This window comes from Streptomyces sp. CA-146814 (assembly GCF_050942385.1).
In the GTDB taxonomy this organism is placed as follows: Bacteria; Actinomycetota; Actinomycetes; order Streptomycetales; family Streptomycetaceae; genus Streptomyces.
In genome coordinates, this window is record NZ_CP192068.1 from 3624282 (window position 1) to 3645437 (window position 21156).

Consider the following 21156-nt stretch of genomic DNA (forward strand, 5'->3'; position numbering starts at 1 on the left):
GGGTGGCTGGATTCAGGATCGGACGCGGCCGGGACAACCGCACCCCGCAACAACCGCAGCAGCAGCGGCAGCAGCCGTACGGAGGGCAGGCACCACAGCCGCCGTACGGAGCTCAGCCGTGGCCGACGGCAGGAGGCGCGGCGCCCCCGCAGTACGGAGGAGCGCCGCAGGGCACCCCGTACAACAACGGCGGCGGCCATCCGGGCGGCGGGCACGGGCAGGGCGGGCACGGCGGGCACGGGCAGGGCGGTTACGGCGGGCACGGGCAGGGCCACAACGGGACGCGCGGCGGGCACGGCGAGCCGGAGTACTTCGGCGACCCCTACGCCGGCGGCCCCGCGCCCCACGACCCGTACGCCAACAACCCGGGTCACACGCAGGCGTTCAGCATCGACGACCCGTACGGCGACGGCAACACCTACCGCGCCGGCTCCGCCCCCGCCCAGCCCGCCGGCCCGCGGCTGCCGTGGAAGGCGCTGCTGACCGGCATCGTGACGCGCCCCGGCCCGACGTTCTGGCAGATGCGGGACTACGCGGTCTGGGGCCCGGCGCTGATCGTCACGTTCCTCTACGGCCTGCTCGCGCTGTTCGGCTTCGACCAGGCACGCGACGAGGCGATCAACGCGACGATCTCGACGGCGATCCCGTACGTCCTCTTCACCGGCGTCGGCTTCGTCATCGGCGGCCTGGTCCTCGGCGCGGTGACCAACGCCCTGGCCCGCCAGCTCGGCGGCACGGGCTCGTGGCAGCCGACGGTGGGCCTGTCGATGCTGATCATGTCGATCACGGACGCCCCGAGGCTGGTCTTCGCCGTCTTCCTGGGCGGCGAGAACTCCCTGGTCCAGATCATGGGCTGGCTGACCTGGCTGGCGGCCGGCGCACTGTTCACGTCGATGGTGAGCAAGTCGCACGACCTGCCGTGGCCGAAGGCGCTGGGCGCGTCGGCGATCCAGCTGCTGGCGCTGCTGTCGATCATCAAGCTGGGCACGATCTGAGGCGCTGAGCGTTGGGAAGGCCCCCGCGAGCGCGTCCTGCGCTCGCGGGGGCCTTCTCATCTAAGGGCGCACTCCCCACGAGGAGGAATCACGCGTCCAGAACCTGCCCGTCCCGCCGAACAACAGGCTTCTCGACGCTCCAGGGGAAGTTGATCCACTGGTCGGTCTTCTTCCACACGTACTCGCACTTCACGAGGGAGTGGGACTTCTCGTAGATGACGGCGCTGCGGACCTCGGCGACGTGGTCGACGCAGAAGTCATGGACGAGCTTGAGGGTCTTGCCGGTGTCGGCGACGTCGTCCGCGATCAGGACCTTCTTCTGCGAGAAGTCGATCGCGTTGGGGACGGGCGCCAGCATGACGGGCATCTCCAGGGTGGTGCCGACCCCGGTGTAGAACTCCACGTTGACGAGGTGGATGTTCTTGCAGTCGAGGGCGTAGGCGAGCCCGCCGGCGACGAACACACCGCCGCGAGCGATGCTCAGCACCACGTCAGGCTCATAGCCGTCGTCGGCGACGGCCTGCGCCAACTCGCGCACGGCCCGCCCGAAGCCCTCGTAGGTAAGGTTTTCCCGCACGTCACTGGCCACGATTGATCACACCTGCGTCCGATGGAAGTTCTGGAACGACCGTGAGGCCGTGGGCCCCCGCTGCCCCTGGTACCGCGACTCGTACCGCTCGGAGCCGTAGGGGAACTCGGCGGACGAGGTCAGCTTGAACAGACACAGCTGCCCGATCTTCATCCCCGGCCAGAGCTTTATGGGGAGGGTCGCGAGGTTCGACAGCTCCAAGGTCACGTGCCCGGAGAACCCGGGGTCGATGAACCCGGCGGTCGAGTGCGTCACCAGACCGAGCCGCCCGAGCGAACTCTTCCCCTCCAGCCGCGAGGCCAGGTCGTCGGGGAGAGAGATCACCTCGTACGTGGACGCCAGCACGAACTCGCCGGGGTGCAGGATGAACGCCTCATCGCCCTCGGGCTCGACGGTGCGCGTGAGGTCGGGCTGTTCGACGGCCGGGTCGATGTGCGGGTACCGGTGGTTCTCGAACACCCGGAAGTAGCGGTCCAGCCGCACGTCGATGCTCGACGGCTGCACCATCGAAGGGTCGTACGGATCGATACGGACTCGCCCGGCGTCGATCTCGGCCCGGATGTCCTTGTCTGAGAGAAGCACGCCCCGAGGATACGCAGAAGCCACGAGCCCGCCCCAACCGGACCGGCGCCCGTGCCTTCCGCCCTTACCCCTACCGCTTCTCGAACCCCACAGGCACGGCCTGCCGCAACCGGGCGCACCGGGGACACCGGATCAACCGCCCCGGCCCGATCCGGTCGGCCCCGAGCTGCTGCATCGGGAACGACGAGGTAGCGAAAACATGCCCTTCGGCACAGCGGACGACGGTGCGCTCCATCGACTCCATCAAGTCCCTTCCCCAACCACACATGGACGAGAAAGCCACATTAGGGGATGAACAGGACGCCACCACAAGCGGCACTCCGCCCACTCACGCTACGCCCTCAACTCCCGCCCACCACAACCGCGTCCACCCCACCCACACCCTGACCCCCGACGCAGTCAGGCCCCACGGCTCATCCACCGGGGGCCTGGCATGGGGTACAGTGTGTGACGATGCAGCGCGGATCGTCAGCGCGCTTCGCGGGTGTAGTTTAATGGTAGAACATGAGCTTCCCAAGCTCAGAGCGCGAGTTCGATTCTCGTCACCCGCTCCACATGAAAGCCCCAGGCCAGCGGCCGGGGCTTCTTCGTTGCCACGAGCCCGATCAGGCACCCCGCGCCCACTCTGCTCCCGACGTGCCCGTTGGTTTCTTCCAGCCGTCGCACCCCACGGGCACGTATGTCAACTATGATAGTTGCTATATGCTTCAGCATATGGAGACGAAGACGTACACAACCATCGACCTGCGCAAGGGGATGGGCGAGATCCTGGACCGGACCCGGATCGCCGGCGAGGCCGCTGCCATCACCCGCAAGGGAAAGACGGTCGCCTACCTGGTGCCGGCCGAGTGGTTCGAGCAGATGGCCCGCGGGCGCCAGCCACACGAGGACCGACACGAGGCGGCCTGACCCACCCCCACACCAAGGAGCACCAACCATGCCCGCCCACGCACTCCACTTCGATGGGTACGAGGGGGAACCCCTGCGGTTGCCGCCCATGCCCGAACGCACGCCTCAAGCACTTCGGTTGGCCATTCAGGAGCACACTCCGCACCTCCTCCCGGACTTTGAGGCGCACTGGAAGCGCGTCATCGGCGACGCCTTCAGCATCACGCCCGTGCCCGCCTTCATGCGCCTGTGGTGGACGCAGTACGCCATCGCCCGGAATCCTGTCCTCGACTCACACCTTCGCGACCTCGAAGCCCGCGCCGCCAAGTCCGAGGACCCCGAGGAGTCCCTTCGGCTCCTGGAGGAGTACAGCCGCCTCCGGCACGAGGCCGCCGAAAGGAAGCCCGGAGAGTGATCGACGGACCACCCCGGCCGCCTTGGCAAATGGACTGGACGAAGCAGGCGCAGCACGACTTCCAGAACATGCCCGCCGAAGGCAGTGACCTGATCATGAGTGCCCGTGCGGAACTGATCACGGCCGAAGACCCGTACTTCCGAGGAATCGACGCCGATGCCTCGCTCCCGCACTGGATGACCGTCCGACCTCTGGCCTCCACAAGCCCCGGCGGCCCCCACATCGTGGACCTGGCCGGCGGACGCGGCTGGCTCATCTACACCTTCATGCGGCGCCACGCCGATCCCCAGATCGTCGTCACCGAAGCCTTTTGGGCCTGACACCTGCGCCACTGGTGCGTCTGCAGCACAGGTGGCTCCCGTTCCGTTTCCGTCACCCGCTCCAGCACAGAACCTCAGACTGATGCCCCACAGTCGACGTGCCGCATCCGTGCCCAGCAGAGCGGACAACAGCGGTCACATACGGCTCTCAGAGACAGGGTCCTATCCACCTGCCCGCCAAAAAACACCAGTCCAGGGTCCCTCTGGCAGCCCAAGCACCGCTGATTCCCAAGCTCAGAGCGCGAGTTCGATTCTCGTCACCCGCCCCACGAAAAAGCCCCAGGCCAGCCGCCCGGGGCTTTCTTGTTGACCCGGAGCGGAATGCGGATGTCGCCGACCGGCTTCCTCGCACAGACCGTCCGTCCTCCGCCACCTTCTCAGCCGGGGTGTACATCAGCTCAAGAAGGGCCTGCCGCGCCGCCCCCGGACGTGCTTGTACCAGCGACCTGCTCACGACACTGTCCCGTTCGATGCCGTGCGGTCCACCGGGGGACGTGCAACCGAGAAAAGGGGCGCGCACCCTGTGCGGGTGGCGGGCTGGGCCGAGAGCGCCCGGCTGGCCCTTCGTCCATCGGGGGGCATCCATCATTCAATACAGCAGGCACTGTGTAATCAGAGCGTTCAGCGCTGTGCTTCCCTTCTCCGTGCCGTCTGCGGAGCAGTCGAGGAGCGAACCGGCGGCGCAGCCGTACAGAGTGCTGCTCCATCCGGTCTTCCTGAAGTCATAGTCCCGCCTCGTCGCCCTTCTCATCCGCTGTGGGCTTGTCGTAGAAGCCGGAGAGAAGCTCCCACTCAGTTGCTGCCCGGCGTGCGCTCACCAAGCTGTAGGACCCGGGCAGCAGGGAATTCCACTGCCCGAGTAGGCCCGTCGTGTCGCAGCAGCGACATCACCAAGGGCATGAGGTGCGGCCGGGAGTCAGGCGGCGACGAGGTCCTGCTCGCGGTCCGGTGCTCCGACCTTGGGCCGCTTGTTCGGCAGTGCGAGCCGGAAGACCTTGTGCCACGCGGAGAACACCTGCTTGGGCAGCGGGCCGGTGACGTACTCCAGCTCGTACTTCTCGAACAGCGCGCGCACCTTCACCGCGACCTCGGCGTACCGGTTGCTCGGCAGGTCCGGGAAGAGGTGGTGCTCGATCTGGTGCGAGAGGTTGCCGGTCATGAAGTGCATGGCCTTGCTGCCGCTGATGTTCGCCGAGCCCATCATCTGGCGCAGGTACCACTGGCCGCGCGTCTCGCCCGTGATCGACCGGCGCTCGAAGACCTGTACGCCCTCGGGGAAGTGCCCGCACATGATCACCGAGTGGGTCCAGAGGTTGCGGACCAGGTTCGCGGTGAACGTGGCGGCGAGTGTGGTGAGGAACGAGGGGCCCGACAGCAGGGGGTGGATCACGTAGTCCTTGAGCACCTGCTTGCGGATCTTGCGGCCCACCGCCTTGGCCCGCGCGCGGAACTCCGGGTTCTTGCGGCGGCGCTTGTGGAGGTTCTTGCCGAGCTCCAGGTCGTACGCGGCGATGCCGTACTCGAAGAAACAGGCGTTGAGGAAGTTCCACAGCGGCTGGCCGAGGTGGAAGGGGTGCCACTTCTGGTCCTCGTCGACGCGCATGATGCCGTAGCCGAGGTCGTTGTCCTTGCCGATCACGTTGGTGTACGTGTGGTGCAGCTCGTTGTGCGAGTGCTTCCACTGATCGGACGGCGAGACGTGATCCCACTCCCAGGTGGTGGAGTGGATCTTCGGGTCCCGCATCCAGTCCCACTGGCCGTGCAGGACGTTGTGGCCGATCTCCATGTTGTCCATGATCTTCGCCACGGACAGCCCGGCGGTGCCGATCAGCCACGCGGGCGGGAAGATCGAGAACAGCAGCACACCTCTGCTGACCAGCTCCAGCTTGCGCTGCGCCGAGATGACCTTACGGATGTAGGCGGCGTCCTTCTCGCCGCGGTCGGCGATCACCTCGTCGCGGATGGCGTCCAGCTCGCGGCCCAGTTCCTCGATCTGCTCCGCGGTCAGGTGGGCGGTGGGGTCGATGGCGGTCAAGGTGCTCCTACCGTTCGATGTCGCAGGGGCCCGCCGCGGCGGACACACAGGTCTGGATGAGGACGCCCGGCTCGGCCTCGGTGATCTCGCCGGTGCGCAGGTCGCGGACAGCGCCGGCCTTGAGCGGCGTGACGCAGCCGAAGCAGATGCCCATACGGCACCCGGAGGGCATGAGCACGCCGACCTCCTCGCCGATGTCGAGCAACGGCGTGGCGCCGTCCGCGTCGATGGTCTTGCCGGTGGCGCTGAACGTGACCTCGCCGCCTTCGCCGGCGACGATGATGCCCGCGCGGAACCGTTCGGTGTGCAGGCGTTCCTGGACGCCCTGCTCGGTCCAGTGCTCTTCGGCGGCGTCGAGCAGACCTGCGGGCCCGCAGGCCCAGGTCTCGCGCTCGGCCCAGTCGGGTACGAGTTCCTGGAGACGGGCGATGTCGAGCTTGCCGTCGGTGTCGGTGTGCACCTCGGTGAGCCGAAGCTTCTTGTCCGCGACCAGGCTGTGCAGTTCCTCGCGGAAGATCACGTCCTGAGGCTGTGGCGCGCAGTGGACCATGACGACGTCGTCGAGTTCGGTGTCGCGCAGCATGCCCATCACGGGCGTGATGCCGCTGCCGGCCGTCAGGTAGAGCACCTTGGCGGGCCTGGCCCGCGGCAGGACGAAGTCACCGGTCGCCTGGTCGAGCTGGATCAGCGTGCCCGGTTTCGCCCCGCGGACCAGGTGGTTGCTGACCTTGCCGTCCGGGATCACCTTCACGGTGATCGTGATGCGGCCGTCCCGGCGGTTCGTCGGCGAGGTGATGGAGTAGGCACGCCACAGGCGCACTCCGTCGACGTCGACCCCGATCCTCACGTACTGGCCGGCTGTGTGGCCGCGCCACGCCCGTCCCGGCCTGATCACGACCGTCGCGGCGTCACGCGTCTCGGGGTGCACGGCCTCGATGCGCCCCCGCAGGTCAGCGCCGGTACGGAGCGGGCTGACCAGGTCGAGATAGTCCGACGGCAGGAGCGGTGTCGTGACCATCTCCAGCAGTTTCCACGCCCTGCCGCGGAGGGCTGTACTCGTCATGACTCCAGCTTGCTGCGCCTCCAGGCGTAAAGTCCTGACCACAGGACGTAAATCTGGTCGACTGAATTGTTCGCAGGGAACAAAAAAATGAGCTATGCAATCCGGAGGGCCAGCGAACTGACCCTGGATGAGGCGACGGTCACCGCCCTTCGGGCCGCACTGAAGACCACCGCCGACGAAGTCGTCCAGGCGATCATGGACGAGGTTCCTTCCTACGCCCATGCCTTGTCGGGCCGCATGGGCGCCACCATCCGCAGAGCCGTCCGCACCGCCCTGGGGCACTACCTGGACCTTGCGAGCGGGCATGCCACAGGCGGCGACGCCGGGGACGCCGCCTACGAGCTGGGCCGCGGCGAGGTGCGCGACGGCCGTTCGATGGACGCCCTGCTCAGCGCCTACCGCGTCGGCGCCCGGGTCGCCTGGCGATGTCTGGCAGCGGGTGCCGTACCCGCGGGTCTGCCCGCCGCCGAGGTCGCGAAGTTCGCCGAGCTGACCTTCGCCTACATCGACGAGCTCTCCGCCGCGAGCGCCGCGGGCCACGCCGACGAACTGGCCGCCCGGGGCAGAGCCCACGAGCGCCACCTGGAACACCTGGCCCGCGACCTCCTCGCCGGCGCCAGCCCGGACGTGCTGCTGGCCTCCGGTCAGCGGGCCGGGTGGCAGCCTCCGGTTTCGCTGACCGCCGTCCTGCTGCCCGCCGCCCAGGCCCGGCCTGCCTACCGGACACTCGACCCGAGCACCCTCGTACTCGACGATCTGCCGGATGCCACCGGTGTGCTCCTCGTCCCCGATGCCGACCGATCACGTCTCCTGCGGCAGCTGACCGACCGCGCCGCCGTGGTCGGCCCGGCCCGGCCGTGGACCCACGCGTCCGCCTCGTACGCACGCGCCCTACGCGCGCGCTCCCTTTCCTCCGACATTCGCGACACCGAGGACCACCTGCCCGACCTGGTGCTCAGCGCCGACGTGGACGCGTACGCAGACCTGCGAGCCCGGGCCCTCGCACCGTTGCAGACCCTGCCTGCCGCAACCGCACGACGGCTGGAGGAGACGTTGCGAGCGTGGCTGCTGCACCAGGGCAGGCGGGACGAGGTCGCGGCGGCGTTGTTCGTCCATCCCCAGACGGTCCGATACCGGATGTCGCAGCTGCGGGAGCTGTTTCCCGATCTCGCATCACCACACCGGGTCCTTGAACTGACGCTGGCGGTCGGTCTCCGGTCGTCGTGACACGGCGTCGGGCCGCTCGCCCCAGGGGCCACCGCCGTCCTGCGGCGGCCCGTACACCTGCCTCCCTCCCTGCAGTCGGCCGGACGACCGGCCGGAGCCGACCTGGCACACCACGCAAGGGATGATGGGATGGAGTACGAAACGTGAGGTCAGGAGCTCCCATGAAAAAGCTGGTTCACCGACCTCGTGAGGACGCGGAGTTCAGTTTCATCCTCGGGAGAAGCGAGGTTCCGGTTCTCGCGTACTTCACCGGGGCATGGCCCAAGGCAATCGAGCCCTGTCGGGTGATGGATGTCGTCGTGGGCGACATCGCCGCCGCCTACACGGGCCGCCTGACGGTCGTCCGCACCGACATCACGCGTTGCCCGGCGGCAACCGAGCGGTACGGGATCACTGGAGCCCCGTCCTGCCTCCTGCTGAAGGAGGGAGCGGCGGTGGCGCACAGCACGGGACCTATGACCATCGACGAGGTACGGACGTTCCTCGACGTTCACCTCTGAGCGGCCGCTGAGGCACCCGGGCCGCCGCTTCTCGTCGCGTTCGAAACGGACGCGGGCGGTGGCAGCCCATCTCCCGCCTCACCACCGCAGAGCGGTTCGAGGTCGTGCGCATTGACCCGGGCCGATGCGTGCATGCCCCGCCGCCCGAAGCGACGCAATATCGCTTGGCCGTACAACTCCAGGGCACTCTCATGAATCTTCCATCCCGTACGACTGCCTGCGGGGCGGTCAGGTGTCCAAAAGGGGACTCAGTGAGCAGTGTTGGAGGATTTCGTCCGGCTATCGCCACCGTGGTGGTGGTCACGCTGACGGGCGGTCTGGTCGCGAGCCTCACCTCGCCGACGTCGGCAGCGGCGCCGTGCGCGACAAACACCTACACCAGGCAGTTCTTCCCGAATACCAATTTCTCGGGCACACCGAAGCATACGAACTGTGACATAGCGGTGAGCGAGAACTGGGGCACCAAATCGCCCGGTGTCTCCGGCGTCGGCAAGGACAACTTCGGGGTCCGATGGAGCATGAAGCGCGACTTCGGCTCCGGCGGCCCTTTTACGTTCACCGCCTCAGGCCAGGACGGCATCCGCGTCTATCTCGATGGCGCACGCAAGATCAACCTGTGGAAGAACGGCACCACCACCGTCAAGAAGACGGTCAACCTCACCATTCCCAAGGGAACCCACACCCTCCGCATCGACTACGCCAACTGGACCGGCACCGCCGCCGTCAAGTTCATCTACACACCGCGCACCGGGGCGACCGTGGACCGCGTCGCGCCACTGGCACCCACCGGACTGTCGATCGCACGGAACGCCGACGCCAAGCGGAACGTCCTGCGCTGGTCGGCGAACAAGGAGATGGACACAGCCGGTTACCGCGTCTACCGCCGTACCCCCGGCCAGGCCTCCTTCGGCAGCCCCATCGCCAAGGTCACCGGCACGACCTTCACCGACACCACCGCCGGTACGACCACCCACCTCTACGAGGTCCGCGCCGTCGACAAGTCGGGCAACACCTCCACGGGAACCGCCGATGTCTCGGTCACCGGCAACCCGGCCTTCCTGCGCCAGTACTTCGCCACGACCAACTTCGCCGGCACCCCCAAGCGCACCGACACCGACACCGCGATCAACGAGAACTGGGGCACCAACTCGCCCGGCGTCTCCGGCGTCGGCAAGGACAACTTCGGTGTCCGATGGCAGATCACCCGCGACTTCGGCTCCGGCGGCCCCTTCACCTTCACCGCCTCAGGCCAGGACGGCATCCGCGTCTACCTCGACGGCACACGCAAGATCGACCTCTGGAAGAACGGCACCACCACCGTCACCAAGACCGTCAACCTCACCATCCCCAAGGGAACCCACACCCTCCGCATCGACTACGCCAACTGGACCGGCACCGCCGCCGTCAAGTTCGCCTACACACCCCGCACCGGCACCACCGTGGACCGCGTCGCGCCACTGGCACCCACCGGGGCGAAGGTGGTGTACGACAAGCGCACCGACTCCGCCACCCTCTCCTGGGCGCCCAACAGGGAGATGGACCTCGCCAACTACTGGGTCTGGCGGGAGCACGCAGCGGGTGGCTGGGTCCCCATGTTCGTCACCGACAAGACCACCCGGACCGATACCGGACTGCCCCGCAACGGCAGGCCCATCCGTTACTACATCAGCGTCACCGACCGCGCCGGAAACGAGTCCGAGGGCACACCCTTCCTGACCGTCAACCCGGTCGACACCGTCGTCCCGTCCGCACCCGCCATCTCGGTGTCCCACATGGCCGACACCCCGAGTTCCCTGAAGATCCAATGGGACGTGCGGACCCAGGAGGAGATGAAGATCGGCGGCACCATCAGCGTCTACCGCTCCACGGGTGACACCCTCGGCGCCAGCCCCCAACTCATCGGCAGAATGTCGCAGGAGTCGTCGCCCACGTCGGTCTACAGGTACATCGACAAACTGCCGGCGTTCGACGGCACCACCTACACCTATGCCGCCATGGTGACCGACGCCGCCGGCAACGCGTCGCCGATGTCCAGGCCGGATTCAGTGACCCCCGACACCGTTCCCCCGCCCGCGCTCACCGGCCTGACCGCGACTCCGCGCGCGGACGGCACCGTACTGAGCTGGGACGCCCCCGCCGAGAGTGGCCTGCACTATGCCGCCGCCCGCGTCGTACGACGGCCGGACGGCAGCATCAGCTATGACAGCGACGGGTGCTCCGACGCCGTCTCCTCGGACAAGCTCGCCCAGCCGAACGCGATGCTGTGCGCCGGACCGGCTGTTGGCCAGACGGTCACCTTCCTCGTCACGGCGATCGACGAGTGGGGCAACCACATCGACCTCGGTCTGGCCCCCACCGTCACCACCACCGAACTCGACAGCAGGCCCGAGGACGCGCTCGGCGGAAACTCCGGGGCGCTCACCGTCTTCGAACCCGACGACGTGTCCATGACCGGCGCCATGGAGTGGGTCTGCACCGGCGAGGCTGCCTGCTCCGACATCACCGACTACCGGGTCGAGCGTTGGAACACAGCCACCAGGACGTACGAACCGGTCGCCTCCATGGCGGTGGCCCCGGGCCGCCGCTACCGCGCCGTTGCGCGCCTGCCGCTCGGCGAGACATCGCACTTCCGGATCACCGGAACCCTCGCCGACGGCACACCGGGCGCCGTTGCACACTACTCGTTGGCCAGGGGCTCCTACGTGTGAGCCCGGAACCCTTGCCGCCTGCTTCGCAAGTCGGCGGGGAGGCAGAGGCATGCATCAGGGCCGCAGCTGTCGCGGAGGTCTCGTCGGAGGACTGTGCGGCGCGGTGGTAGGTCTTCACCCGCCGCCGGCGAGGTCGCAGGTGGCGGTCGTCGACGCGTCGTCGTTGCCCGTCAGTCTGACGGTGATCCGGCCGTCGGGCGCCCGGCTGTAGGCGATCGTGCAGGTCAGTTGGCGTAGGGCCGTGGGGGTCAGGGCCTTCAGGGGCAGGGGGAGGGTGGTCGTGAGGCTGTTGTCGGTGGCTGCTTCCACCGTGACGGTCTGGCCGTCGTGGGCGCGGGGAAGGGCTGTGGTCAGGCCTGCGGCGGTGTCCTGTTCCTGGGGGCCGGCCAGGAGGGCCAGGACGGTCTTCTCCGTCGGGGGCGGCCCCGGGGTCGTGTCGGGCGCGTCCGGGTCCACGGAGGACGAGCCGAACTCCGTCGACGGTGTTCTGACCGTCCGGATCACCGGGGTCAGGTCTCCGTCAGCGGTGTGGAAGAAGAGCAGCATGTCGTCTTCGCGGTTGTAGAAGGCCTCGACGGTCGCGGGGCCGCCCGCCTCGATGACGTCCGTCTCCTGGATGCCGCAGCCGGCCAGCAGCGGTATGGCGGCCGCGACGGTCAGCGCCGCCGCACACGTGCGGCTCATGTGGTGGCCTCCTCGGCGTGGAGCGGGATCTCCACCGTGAAGACCGCGCCGCCGTCGGGCCGGTTCCCCGCGCGGATCGTTCCGCGGTGCAGGTGGACGTTCTCCTGCGTGATGGCCAGGCCCAGCCCGCTGCCCGCCGAGCGGGTACGGGCCGCGTCGGCCTTGTAGAAGCGGTCGAAGATGTACGGGATCGACTCGGGGCGGATGCCGGGGCCCCGGTCCGTGACCTCCGTTATCAGTACGGGTGTCCCCTTCGGGCGTTCGCCGGTCCGCAGGCCCACCGTGACCGGCGCGCCGCCGTGCCGCAGGGCGTTGCCGACCAGGTTGGCGATCACCACGTCGAAGCGGCGCGGGTCGAGGCGGGCCCGGATGCCGGCGGGGAGTTCGGTGCGGACGCGGTCGTCCTCGTGCCAGTGCCGGTTCTGGAGGGTCTTGCGGATGGCCTCGGCCACGTCGACCTCGTCGGCGTTCAGCTCGGCCGCGCGGGCGTCGAAGCGGGAGATCTCCATCAGGTCCTCGACGAGTACGGCGAGCTTCCCGGTCTCGGTGCTGACCAGCCGGACCGCACGGGCCGTGTCGGGGTCCAGGCGGTCCGCGTCCTCGTCGAGCACCTCGGTGACGGCGAGCATTCCGGCGAGCGGGGTGCGCAGTTCGTGCGAGACGTCGGAGGCGAAGCGGCGGGCGCGCGCCTCCGCCTCGCGCAATTCGTGGACCGAGTCCTCCAGTTGAGCCGCCGATTCGTTGAACGTGCTGGCCAGGTCTGCCAGTTCGTCGTTGCCTCGTATCGCTATCCGGGTGTCCAGCTTTCCGCTGCCCATGTTCCTGGCCGCCCGGCGCAGCTCCCGTACCGGGCGGAGCACACTGCGTGCGGCGAACAGGCCGGGTACCAGCGCGATGGCGAGGCCCGGCAGGGCGCCGTCGCGGGCGGCGCGGAGGAGGGCCTCGACGTTGACCTGCTCGTCGGTCATCCGCATGACGGCGTACAGGACGAGCCCGCTGCGGAGCGTGCTGTACGGGCCGGTCCGGAAGACCGTGGGCATCGCGATCGTCAGGTACGGGACGCCGTCCTTCACGACCCGCTCGAAACTGCCGTACGGGTCGGCCAGCGCGGCCCGGCGCAGTCCTGGGGTGATGACGGTGGAGACGGGGTTCTCGCCGGAGGAGGCGCGGACCGACCCGTACTCGGCGAACACCACCCAAGGGCGCGGTTTGCCCTTGCGGGCGAGGTCGCGCAGGACCTCCTCCAGGCCCTCGCCCTGGACCGGCAGGCCGTAGCCCGTCTGCTGGACCTGCTCGCGGAACGTCGAGACCGCCGTGTCCTGCGCGGTCTTCAGCAGCGCGTTGCGGGCCTCGCGGTAGGTCAGCGCGGACGTCGTGCCCGCGCTGACGACCGCGACCAGGAGGAAGGCGGCCAGGAGGCGGGTGCGGAGGCCGAACGCCCGGATGCGCGTGCGCTCGTGCTCCGTGGGCCCGGGTGGTGGTCCGCTGCCGCGCCGGCGGAAGGGCCTGGTCACAGCGGGCCGAAGCGGTAGCCGAAGCCCCGCAGCGTCTGGACGTAGCGGGGGCTGCCGACCTCGTGCTCGATCTTGCCGCGCAGCCGGGCGACGCAGGCGTCGACCAGCCGGGCATCGGCGTGGAACGTGTGCTCCCAGACGTTCTCCAGGAGTTGCTGTCTGCTGAACACCTGCTCCGGCGCGGCGGACAGGTGCAGCAGGAGCCTCAGCTCGGAAGGGGCCAGTGACAGGGGCCGGCCCGCCTTGGTGACCGTCAACCCGACCCGGTCGATAGTGAGTTCGCCGTACACCTCGATCGCCGGACGGCCCGGGCCGCTGTCGTCCATGCGGCGCAGTACGGCACGGATCCGGGCCTCGATCACCTCGGGGCGGGCGGGCTTGACAATGTAGTCGTCGGCGCCGGCCTCCAGGCCGATGACCACGTCGAAGTCGTCGCCGCGCGCGGTGAGCATGATGATCGGCAGCTGGCTGTGCTCACGGACCTGCCGGCAGACCTGTACGCCGTTCATGCCGGGCAGCATCAGGTCGAGGAGCAGCAGATCGGGTCGGAACTCGGCCAGTGCGGCGAGACCAGCCTCGCCGGTTCCGGCCGTCCGTACGTCGTGGCCGCGGCGGCGCAGACCGAGCTCGACCCCCTCGCGCACGGCGGGATCGTCCTCGACGAGGAGCACGCGGGGCATGGGCGGGTCTCCCTGGGTGATGGGACGGGGTTGCGGTGGTGGAGCCCGCGGTGGGTCAGGAGGCGTGGACTCGTCGGCGTACACGCAGGAGGCGGCCGGTTGGTTCGCCGAGCCGTGGCCGGCGGGCACCGGTCGCTTCAGCGGTGCTTCAGGTACGCCTGGAAGGCGCGGTGCAGCGCGTGGTTGGCGCTGCCGCCCAGCGGTCTCTCCCACTCCCCCAAGGTCTCGACGACCTGCCCGCCGGTGCCGAGCTTCCACCGCAGCAATCCGTACGCGCGTTCGCCCGGATCGAGAGTGGAGGGTACCCCGCGCATGTCGTAGACGTCCGCGCCGAGCGCGTGGGCGTCCAGCAGCATCCGCCACTGCAGGGCGTTGGAGGGCCGGACCTCACGGCGGTGGTCGGCCGAGGCGCCGGTCTGGTACCAGGCCCGGCGGCCCACCGTGATCATCGTGTGGGCGGCCAGGATCTCGCCCTGGTGGCGGGCCAGGTACAGCTTCATCCGGCCCGGTTCCTCGGCGTTGAGCGCGGCGTACTGGCGCTCGTAGTAGGCGAGCGAGCGGCCGAGGCGGAAGCCGTCGCGCCGCTCGGTGAGCGCGAGCAGCCGGCAGAACTCGGGCAGGTCCGCCGCGCTGCCCACCACCACCTCCACGCCCTCCTTCCGGGCCCGGCGCACATTGCGGCGCCACTCCTGGTTGAGCCCGGACCACAGGTCCTCGGTCGTGCGTCCGGCGAGCGGCACCTGGAAGACGTGCCGGGGCTGGGCGTCACCGGTCCCCGTCCCGGCCCCGGCGGTCCCGCCCCCGCCGTCGTTCTCGCCGGTCGCGTCGCCGCAGCGGCGCCAGCCCCGGGCCCGCAGCCGCTCGGCGACGGCGGTCCCGAGCGGGTCCACCTCGGTGGCCAGGACGTCGGCCAGACGGCGGCCCGGGCCGGTGAGCTGCTTGAGCCGGGCCGCGCTCCAGCGGCGGTACGCCGGCGACGGGCCGATGCGTACGGCGAAGACGCCGGTGCGGCGCAGGTGCTCCAGCAGCGGGACGAGCCAGGCGTCGATGCCGGGGTCGCTCCAGTCGGCGACGGGGCCTTCGGGGAGGTACGCGAAGTACTTACGGGTGCCGGGGAACTGCCGCAGCAACACCAGTGCCACGCCGGTCAGTTCACCCGCCTCCGGGTCCGGCCCCCAGCCGAGCAGCTGGGCGCGCCAGCCCTCCTTGACCGCGGCCCAGGACGGGCACTGGAGGAAGCCGGCGCCGAGAGCCTCGCCGGCGGGGGACGCGAGGAAGGCGCGGTACGTCCCGGTGGTGATGGTCCGCAGGGCCGCGTCCCGGTGACGGGGTGCGGTTCGCGGGGCCGCATCCCGGTTCCGGGGCCGGCGCGCGGGGCTGGACGACGACGGCACGAGCAGTGCTGACACGGTCTGGCCTCTCCTTCTCCCGGAACCTGTCGGCCGGGACGGGCCCCGGGGTCTTCCCGGGGATGCGGAGGATGCTCACAGCGGTTGATGACCGCACCGCGCGGCGCATGTGACCGGACCATGACCGTTTCCCACCAGTCGCCGTCACACTGGTCCGGCGCGTCCGACCTGAGGTTTTCCGGCTCCGCGGTCACGGCATCGCTGACTCGTCCCGCATACGTACCGCCGTCGTGCGGCTCGCCGGCAAGGTCGCCGCCGACGGCCGGTCCGGAGCGCACCGCACTAAGGGCCGCGCCTGCCGCCGCCGGTCCGGTCAGGGCGGCGTGTCGCCGCGTTCCGATGTCTCCTCCAGCAGCTCCCGCAGGTCCTTGAGCCGGTCCAGGCCCTTCACCGCGCGGGCCGTGCGGTGGTTGGCGGCGAGGCGGGTGCGGTGGCGGTGGAGGAAGGACCAGTAGCCGGCGGTGTACGGGCAGGCCTGGTCGCCGGTGCGGTCGGTGGGACGGTAGGCGCACGGGGCGCAGAAGTCGCTCATCTTGTTGATGTAGGCGCCGCCCGAGGTGTACGGCTTGGTCGTCATCCGGCCGCCGTCCGCGTACTGGGACATGCCGACCACGTTCGGCAGCATCACCCAGTCGTAGCCGTCGACGAAGCAGCGGTGGAACCAGTCGGTGACGGCCGCCGGGTCCCAGCCGTCCTGGAGCGCGCGGCTGCCGAGCACCATCAGGCGCGGGATGTGGTGGGTCCAGCCGGTGTCCCGTACCTGGGCCAGGACCGTGGAGAGGCAGTTGGCGGTGACCGCGTCGGCGTCCAGGTCCAGGAACCAGTCCGGCAGCGCAGCGGTGTGGCGCAGCGCGTTGCGGTGGCGGTACTCCTCGCCGAAGTGCCAGTACAGGTGCCAGACGTACTCGCGCCAGCCCGCGATCTGTCGTACGAAGCCCTCGACGCTGTTGAGCGGCGCTTCGCCCTCCCGGTACGCCTGTTCCGCCGGCTCCACGCACTCCGCCGGGTCCAGGAGGCCGAGGTTCAGGGGTACGGAGAGGAGGCTGTGGCTCAGCACCGGGTCGGCGGCCAGCATCGCGTCCTCGTGGCGGCCGAAGCCGGACAGGCGGTGGGCGACGAAGTGGCGGAGCGCGGTACGGGCCTCGCGCCGGGTGGCCGGGAAGCCGCGCGGGCCGTCCCGGCCGACGAAGGAGACCTCGCCGTCGCGCTCCCAGCGGTCCAGGTCGCGGCGGACCTCGTCGTCGATCTCGTCCTCGCTCGGCCGCCAGGGCCCCCGCACATCAAGGGTCTCCTGGCAGCGCGGCGGCGGTTCGCGGTTGTCGTGGTCCAGGTTCCACCGCCCGCCGGCCGGGCCGTCGCCGTCCATCAGCAGGTCGTGCCGCTCGCGCACCCAGTGGTAGAAGCCCTCCAGCCGCAGGGACTGCCCGCTGCCCTTCCCCTTGTCTCTCCCCACCCACTCCGCGAAGTCGTCGTGGCTCACCAGGAAGCCCTTCGCGGGGAGGACCTCCACGTCCTCCAGGCCGTTCACGAACTCCAGCGCCCGGCGTGAGGTGGGGTGGCGGACGGTCAAGGGGTCCGGTGCACGCCGTCCTCGTACCTTCTCCAGGCCCTCCGTGTACGTCTCGGCCCGGACGTAGGTGACCCGGTCGCCGAGCTCGGCCGCGCGGTGCCGCATCGCCGAGAGGACCAGGTGCGCCTTGGCGCGGTGGAAGCGGCGCCGGCGCAGCACCGAACGCGCCTCGATCATGATCACCGGAGCCTTGTCGTCCGGGCCGCCGTGGCGCGGGTCGAGGAAGTGCGGGCCCAACTGGTCCCCGAACAGCCAGTGGGGGCGTGGTGCCATGGGGAGGGCCGCCTCTCAGCTCCGGTGGTCGGCCCCGACGATGCTGGCAGCCTCCGCCCGTATGCGGAGGCCGACACTCCGTCGCGAGCCCGTCGCGTCCCTCCCCTCGGCCACCGCCGTAGGGTCGAGCCCGTGAACCAGCCTTCCGGAGAGCCCGAGCAGCAGGCGCTCTTCGGCTGGGAGGAGGCGGTACCCGCCGACCCGCCGAACCGTGACCGCGGGTTCCGGGACAGCGCGCGGGCCCGGCGGATGCTCGACGTACGGGAGGTCTACGCGGAGCCCGCCGCGCTCGACTCGCCGCGCGGCCGGCAGATCCTGGCGCGGCTGCCCGGCGTCCCCGTCACCGAGGTGCCCGGCCACTGGCGCATCCCCTCCCTCCACGGCAACGAGGGCAACATCGGCCGCTGGACCCGGATCAAGACCGAGACCCTGGTCCTCGGCGTCCGGCAGTCCCTCACCACCCGGCCCAACGGCAGGTCGGCCGACTGGATCGCGCCCGGCGCCTCCAACGGCTGCGCCATGGCGTGCGCGTACTGCTACGTCCCGCGCCGCAAGGGGTACGCCAACCCGATCACGCTCTTCACCAACATCGAGGCGATCACCGCCCACGTACGGCGTCATGTACGGGCACAGGGGCCCAAGCCGGAGCCCAACCAGTGCGATCCGCACGCCTGGGTGTACGACATCGGCGAGAACGGCGACTGTTCGGTCGACGACCTGATCTGCGACAACACCGCCGACCTCATCGCCGCGTTCCGCGAACTGCCCACCGCCAAGGCCTCGTTCGCGACGAAGTTCGTCAACCCGGATCTGCTGGCGCTGGATCCGCGCGGCCGCACCCGGGTGCGGTTCTCGGTGATGCCGCCCCAGGACGCCCGGCTGCTGGACCTCCGTACCAGCCCGGTCGCGGAACGCATCGCGGCCGCCGCCGACTTCCTGGACGCGGGGTACGAGGTCCACTTCAACCTCTCACCCGTGGTGCTGCGGCCCGGCTGGCAGCGGGACTGGGCCGGGCTGCTGGAGCACCTGGACGATGTCCTGCCCGGCCGGGTGAAGGCGCAGGCGGCCGCCGAGATCATCATGCTGACCCACAACCAGCAGCTCCACGAGGTCAACCTCGGCTGGCACCCCCGGGCCGAGGAGGTGCTGTGGCAGCCGGCCGCGCAGGAGGCGAAACGCTCGGAGAACGGCGCCGTCAATGTGCGCTACGCCCGCGAGGTCAAGCGCGACGCCCTCGCGCGGCTGCGGGAGCTGATCGGCGAGCACGCGCCGTGGCTGCGGATCCGGTACGCGTTCTGAGCGCCGGACACGTTCGAGCGTGCGTGCCAGGCGTCGCGCGGCAGGCGGCAGTTTGACGACAGGCCCTAGTGGTCGTCGGCCTCCGCGAGGGTGTGGGCGACGAGGGCGTTGGCGTGGCCGTGGCCCAGGGCGTGTTCGGTCTTGAGCCAGTTGACCAGCTCCATGTGCTTGGTCAGCGGCGAGGAGCGGATCAGCTCCTTCCACTCGGCGACCGGGCGACCGTACTTCTTCTCGATGGCGGGGAAGTAGCTGGCAGGGCCCTTCACGGCGGCGCTCATGGGGTGTGTCCCGTCTGTTCGGTTCGGAGGATCGGTGCGTGTCTGTCTGACGGGTATGACTGGTGGCGGACGGAGAAGTCATCGGTCCCGCCGCACTGAGAATTCTGACAGCCCGACCACCGGTCACCGACGTGCGGCCGTGGCCGATATAGGGAGCAACCCCCTTACCGGCCACGGCCTTTGATCGGTCAGCTACGCCGTTGGTCCGTTACGGGACGAGCCGGAGCAGCTTGTTCGGGGAGCCCGAACCGATGCCGGTCAGGACGTTGTCGGTCGCGCCGTTCACGAGGGCGGTGCCCACGGCGGCCGGGGAGGCGCCGGGGTGGTTGGTCAGGTAGACCGCGGCCGCGCCGGCGACGTGCGGCGCCGCGAAGGAGGTGCCGTTGCCGGTGTAGGTGGCGGTGTCCGAGGTCGCCCAGCCGGCCGTGATGTCGGAGCCGGGCGCGAAGAGGTCCACGCGGGGCCCGTAGTTGGAGTAGCTCGCCCGCGCGTCGGTCCGGGTCGTGGCGCCGACGGTGAGGGCGGTGTCCACCCGGGCGGGCGAGTAGCTGGACGCGGGGGCGTTGGAGTTGCCCGCCGCGATCGCGTACGTCACTCCGGCCGCGATCGACCGGCGTACCGCGTCGTCCAGGGCGGTGCTGGCCCCGCCGCCGAGCGAGACGTTGGCGACGGAGGACGCCGTACGGTTGGCGGTGATCCAGTCCACGCCCGCGATGACGCCGGCGGTGGTGCCGGAGCCGCTGTTGTTGAGGACGCGCACGGCGACGATCTTCGCCTTCTTGGCGACGCCGTAGGTGGTGCCGGCGGCGGTCGTGGCGACGTGCGTGCCGTGGCCGTTGCCGTCCTGGGCGGTGGCGTCGTTGTCGACGAAGTCCCAGCCGTACGAGGCCCGCCCGGCGATGTCCTGGTGGGTGATGCGGACACCGGTGTCCAGGACGAAGACGGTGGTGTCGCCGCCGCCGGAGTCCGGGTAGGTGAACGTGCGGTTCAGCGGCAGGTTCGGCTGGTCGATCCGGTCGAGGCCCCAGGGCGCGTTGGTCTGGGTGGCGGTCGAGTGGACCCGTCGGTCCTGCTCGACCGAGGCGACCGCCGGGTCGGCGGCGAGCCGCTCGGCCTGCGCGCCGCTGAGCTTGGCGGCGTAGCCGTTCAGCGCGGAGGTGTAGGTGCGCTCGATCTGCCCGCCGTAGCCCGCTATCAGCTTCCGGCCCTTCGCCGCGGCCGCACCGAACCCGGCCGTCTCCTTCAGCGTGACGATGTAGCTCCCGGGGACCGCGTCGGCCGCGCCGGCGTGCAGGACTCTGCCCTCGGACGCCGGGGCGGGAGCCGCCTGCGCCGGTAAGGCCGCACCTGCTCCGACGGCGAGCGCCAGTGTGGTGGCCGCGGCGATCGCTCCGGCGGCCCTTCGCCCGGTGGTGCGCACTGCTGCCTTGAATGCCATGAAGAAGTCTCCTCGAACGGTGGCGCGCCAGGGGTTCTCGCGCCGGGGATGCGGCGTACGGGGTTTCGTCCGCCGCGTCCGACGATGGCGGCGGGCGATCGGGCGGGGCAAGGACGGTCGAGCAGATGTCATGACCGCGCCATACAGGTGACCGTGCGTCAACTCGCCCGACACACACGGCAATACGGCCGTTGCGTGCGGTGCATGACATCGGGTCGGCCGTCCTCGTTCGCCGGACAGCCGCCACCCGCCCGGCCGCTCTCGCTACGATCTTCAGCTCCCGAGCATTGGAGTGCCGCCATGAGTGAACGCCCCGTCCACACGGTGGAAGTGCCCCTGGGCGACGGCAGCGACGAGACCGTCCGGGTCCAGATCCGGGAGGTGGACGAGGCCCTCGTCCGCGTCGGGCGCGGCGGCCGTACGGTGGCGCGGGCCGAGCGGACGCTCGGGCAGATGCTGGACACCGTACGGCCCGTGGCGGAGAGCTTCGTGGGGCGGTTCTCCGGCATGGCCCAGGCGCCGGACGAGATCACCCTGGAGTTCGGGGTGTCGCTGTCGGCCGAGGCGGACGTCGTCATCGCCAGCACCGCGACCGCGGCCAACTTCTCCGTGAGTCTGACCTGGAACAGGCGCGACACCCCGGCCGCCGACGCCGATACTGGGGCCGTACAGGGCAGTTGATACGGGTG

Annotated in this window: 20 protein-coding genes, 1 tRNA gene and 1 pseudogene; 10 read left to right on the plus strand and 12 right to left on the minus strand. The window is 69.9% G+C overall.

Annotated features, from left to right (window positions below):
* Window positions 1-2: 2 nt before the first annotated feature.
* Window positions 3-995 (plus strand): Yip1 family protein, encoded by a 993-nt coding sequence (locus ACQP09_RS16000; RefSeq protein ID WP_433399981.1) that lies wholly within the window; start codon window positions 3-5, stop codon window positions 993-995.
* Between the two features lie 88 nt (window positions 996-1083).
* Here ACQP09_RS16000 and ACQP09_RS16005 read toward each other — a convergent pair whose 3' ends face one another.
* Together ACQP09_RS16005 and dcd are read right to left on the minus strand one after the other, a co-directional pair.
* Entirely contained in the window at window positions 1084-1584 is a 501-nt protein-coding gene (locus ACQP09_RS16005) for a phosphoribosyltransferase (RefSeq protein WP_401365960.1), read from the minus strand.
* A 6-nt stretch (window positions 1585-1590) separates the two neighbouring features.
* On the minus strand, window positions 1591-2166 hold the full coding sequence (dcd, locus tag ACQP09_RS16010) for a dCTP deaminase (RefSeq protein WP_003967584.1): 576 nt from the start codon (window positions 2164-2166) through the stop codon (window positions 1591-1593).
* A 480-nt stretch (window positions 2167-2646) separates the two neighbouring features.
* Between dcd and ACQP09_RS16015 the strand changes: the two genes are divergently transcribed.
* The 4 genes from ACQP09_RS16015 to ACQP09_RS16030 all read left to right on the plus strand — a co-directional run bounded on the left by ACQP09_RS16015 (window position 2647) and on the right by ACQP09_RS16030 (window position 3789).
* Window positions 2647-2720 (plus strand) — tRNA-Gly (locus ACQP09_RS16015).
* Window positions 2721-2880: 160 nt separating this feature from the next.
* The gene (locus tag ACQP09_RS16020) at window positions 2881-3075 is read left to right on the plus strand and encodes a type II toxin-antitoxin system Phd/YefM family antitoxin (RefSeq protein WP_024490776.1); all 195 of its coding nucleotides are present in this window, start codon (window positions 2881-2883) and stop codon (window positions 3073-3075) included.
* A 28-nt stretch (window positions 3076-3103) separates the two neighbouring features.
* The gene (locus ACQP09_RS16025; protein ID WP_433399986.1) at window positions 3104-3469 is read left to right on the plus strand and encodes a hypothetical protein; all 366 of its coding nucleotides are present in this window, start codon (window positions 3104-3106) and stop codon (window positions 3467-3469) included.
* Window positions 3466-3789 (plus strand): hypothetical protein, encoded by a 324-nt coding sequence (locus tag ACQP09_RS16030; RefSeq protein WP_433399988.1) that lies wholly within the window; start codon window positions 3466-3468, stop codon window positions 3787-3789. The genes ACQP09_RS16025 and ACQP09_RS16030 overlap by 4 nt, the downstream gene beginning before the upstream one ends.
* 382 nt (window positions 3790-4171) lie before the next feature.
* On the opposite strand, the pseudogene ACQP09_RS16035 reads toward ACQP09_RS16030, so the two are convergent.
* From ACQP09_RS16035 to ACQP09_RS16045, 3 genes and pseudogenes are all read right to left on the minus strand, one after another.
* Window positions 4172-4327 (minus strand): annotated as a pseudogene (locus ACQP09_RS16035) (alpha/beta fold hydrolase); the annotation flags it as partial.
* Between the two features lie 378 nt (window positions 4328-4705).
* Complete coding sequence (locus tag ACQP09_RS16040; protein ID WP_433399991.1) at window positions 4706-5824, minus strand: fatty acid desaturase family protein; 1119 nt, start codon at window positions 5822-5824, stop codon at window positions 4706-4708.
* Between the two features lie 7 nt (window positions 5825-5831).
* Window positions 5832-6842 carry a ferredoxin reductase gene (locus tag ACQP09_RS16045; RefSeq protein ID WP_433406614.1) on the minus strand — a complete coding sequence of 337 codons (1011 nt, stop codon included), beginning with the start codon at window positions 6840-6842 and terminating at the stop codon, window positions 5832-5834.
* A gap of 132 nt (window positions 6843-6974) precedes the next feature.
* Between ACQP09_RS16045 and ACQP09_RS16050 the strand changes: the two genes are divergently transcribed.
* The 3 genes from ACQP09_RS16050 to ACQP09_RS16060 all read left to right on the plus strand — a co-directional run bounded on the left by ACQP09_RS16050 (window position 6975) and on the right by ACQP09_RS16060 (window position 11322).
* Entirely contained in the window at window positions 6975-8114 is a 1140-nt protein-coding gene (locus ACQP09_RS16050; protein ID WP_433399993.1) for a PucR family transcriptional regulator, read from the plus strand.
* 161 nt (window positions 8115-8275) lie between these two features.
* Entirely contained in the window at window positions 8276-8614 is a 339-nt protein-coding gene (locus ACQP09_RS16055; protein ID WP_433399996.1) for a thioredoxin family protein, read from the plus strand.
* A gap of 191 nt (window positions 8615-8805) precedes the next feature.
* Window positions 8806-11322 (plus strand): PA14 domain-containing protein, encoded by a 2517-nt coding sequence (locus tag ACQP09_RS16060; protein ID WP_433399999.1) that lies wholly within the window; start codon window positions 8806-8808, stop codon window positions 11320-11322.
* 114 nt (window positions 11323-11436) lie between these two features.
* Here the strand turns inward: ACQP09_RS16060 and ACQP09_RS16065 are convergent, their stop codons facing one another.
* The 5 genes from ACQP09_RS16065 to ACQP09_RS16085 all read right to left on the minus strand — a co-directional run bounded on the left by ACQP09_RS16065 (window position 11437) and on the right by ACQP09_RS16085 (window position 17452).
* Window positions 11437-12006: a hypothetical protein gene (locus ACQP09_RS16065; protein WP_433400002.1), complete on the minus strand. Its 570-nt coding sequence runs from the start codon at window positions 12004-12006 to the stop codon at window positions 11437-11439.
* On the minus strand, window positions 12003-13520 hold the full coding sequence (locus ACQP09_RS16070; RefSeq protein WP_433400005.1) for an ATP-binding protein: 1518 nt from the start codon (window positions 13518-13520) through the stop codon (window positions 12003-12005). Before ACQP09_RS16070 ends, ACQP09_RS16065 begins: the two co-directional genes overlap by 4 nt.
* Window positions 13517-14200: a response regulator gene (locus tag ACQP09_RS16075; protein WP_433400008.1), complete on the minus strand. Its 684-nt coding sequence runs from the start codon at window positions 14198-14200 to the stop codon at window positions 13517-13519. The genes ACQP09_RS16070 and ACQP09_RS16075 overlap by 4 nt, the downstream gene beginning before the upstream one ends.
* A gap of 137 nt (window positions 14201-14337) precedes the next feature.
* Entirely contained in the window at window positions 14338-15609 is a 1272-nt protein-coding gene (locus ACQP09_RS16080; protein ID WP_433400010.1) for a lipid II:glycine glycyltransferase FemX, read from the minus strand.
* Window positions 15610-15922: 313 nt separating this feature from the next.
* On the minus strand, window positions 15923-17452 hold the full coding sequence (locus ACQP09_RS16085; protein WP_433400013.1) for a cryptochrome/photolyase family protein: 1530 nt from the start codon (window positions 17450-17452) through the stop codon (window positions 15923-15925).
* 132 nt (window positions 17453-17584) lie between these two features.
* On the opposite strand from ACQP09_RS16085, the gene ACQP09_RS16090 reads away from it, so the two are divergent.
* Entirely contained in the window at window positions 17585-18751 is a 1167-nt protein-coding gene (locus ACQP09_RS16090; protein ID WP_433400015.1) for a spore photoproduct lyase family protein, read from the plus strand.
* 65 nt (window positions 18752-18816) lie between these two features.
* On the opposite strand, the gene ACQP09_RS16095 is transcribed toward ACQP09_RS16090, so the two are convergent.
* Window positions 18817-19029 (minus strand): DUF4287 domain-containing protein, encoded by a 213-nt coding sequence (locus ACQP09_RS16095; RefSeq protein ID WP_433400018.1) that lies wholly within the window; start codon window positions 19027-19029, stop codon window positions 18817-18819.
* A 208-nt stretch (window positions 19030-19237) separates the two neighbouring features.
* The gene (locus tag ACQP09_RS16100; RefSeq protein WP_433400021.1) at window positions 19238-20467 is read right to left on the minus strand and encodes a S8 family peptidase; all 1230 of its coding nucleotides are present in this window, start codon (window positions 20465-20467) and stop codon (window positions 19238-19240) included.
* A gap of 300 nt (window positions 20468-20767) precedes the next feature.
* On the opposite strand from ACQP09_RS16100, the gene ACQP09_RS16105 reads away from it, so the two are divergent.
* On the plus strand, window positions 20768-21148 hold the full coding sequence (locus ACQP09_RS16105) for a CU044_2847 family protein (RefSeq protein WP_176145749.1): 381 nt from the start codon (window positions 20768-20770) through the stop codon (window positions 21146-21148).
* The last annotated feature ends 8 nt before the right edge of the window (window positions 21149-21156 follow it).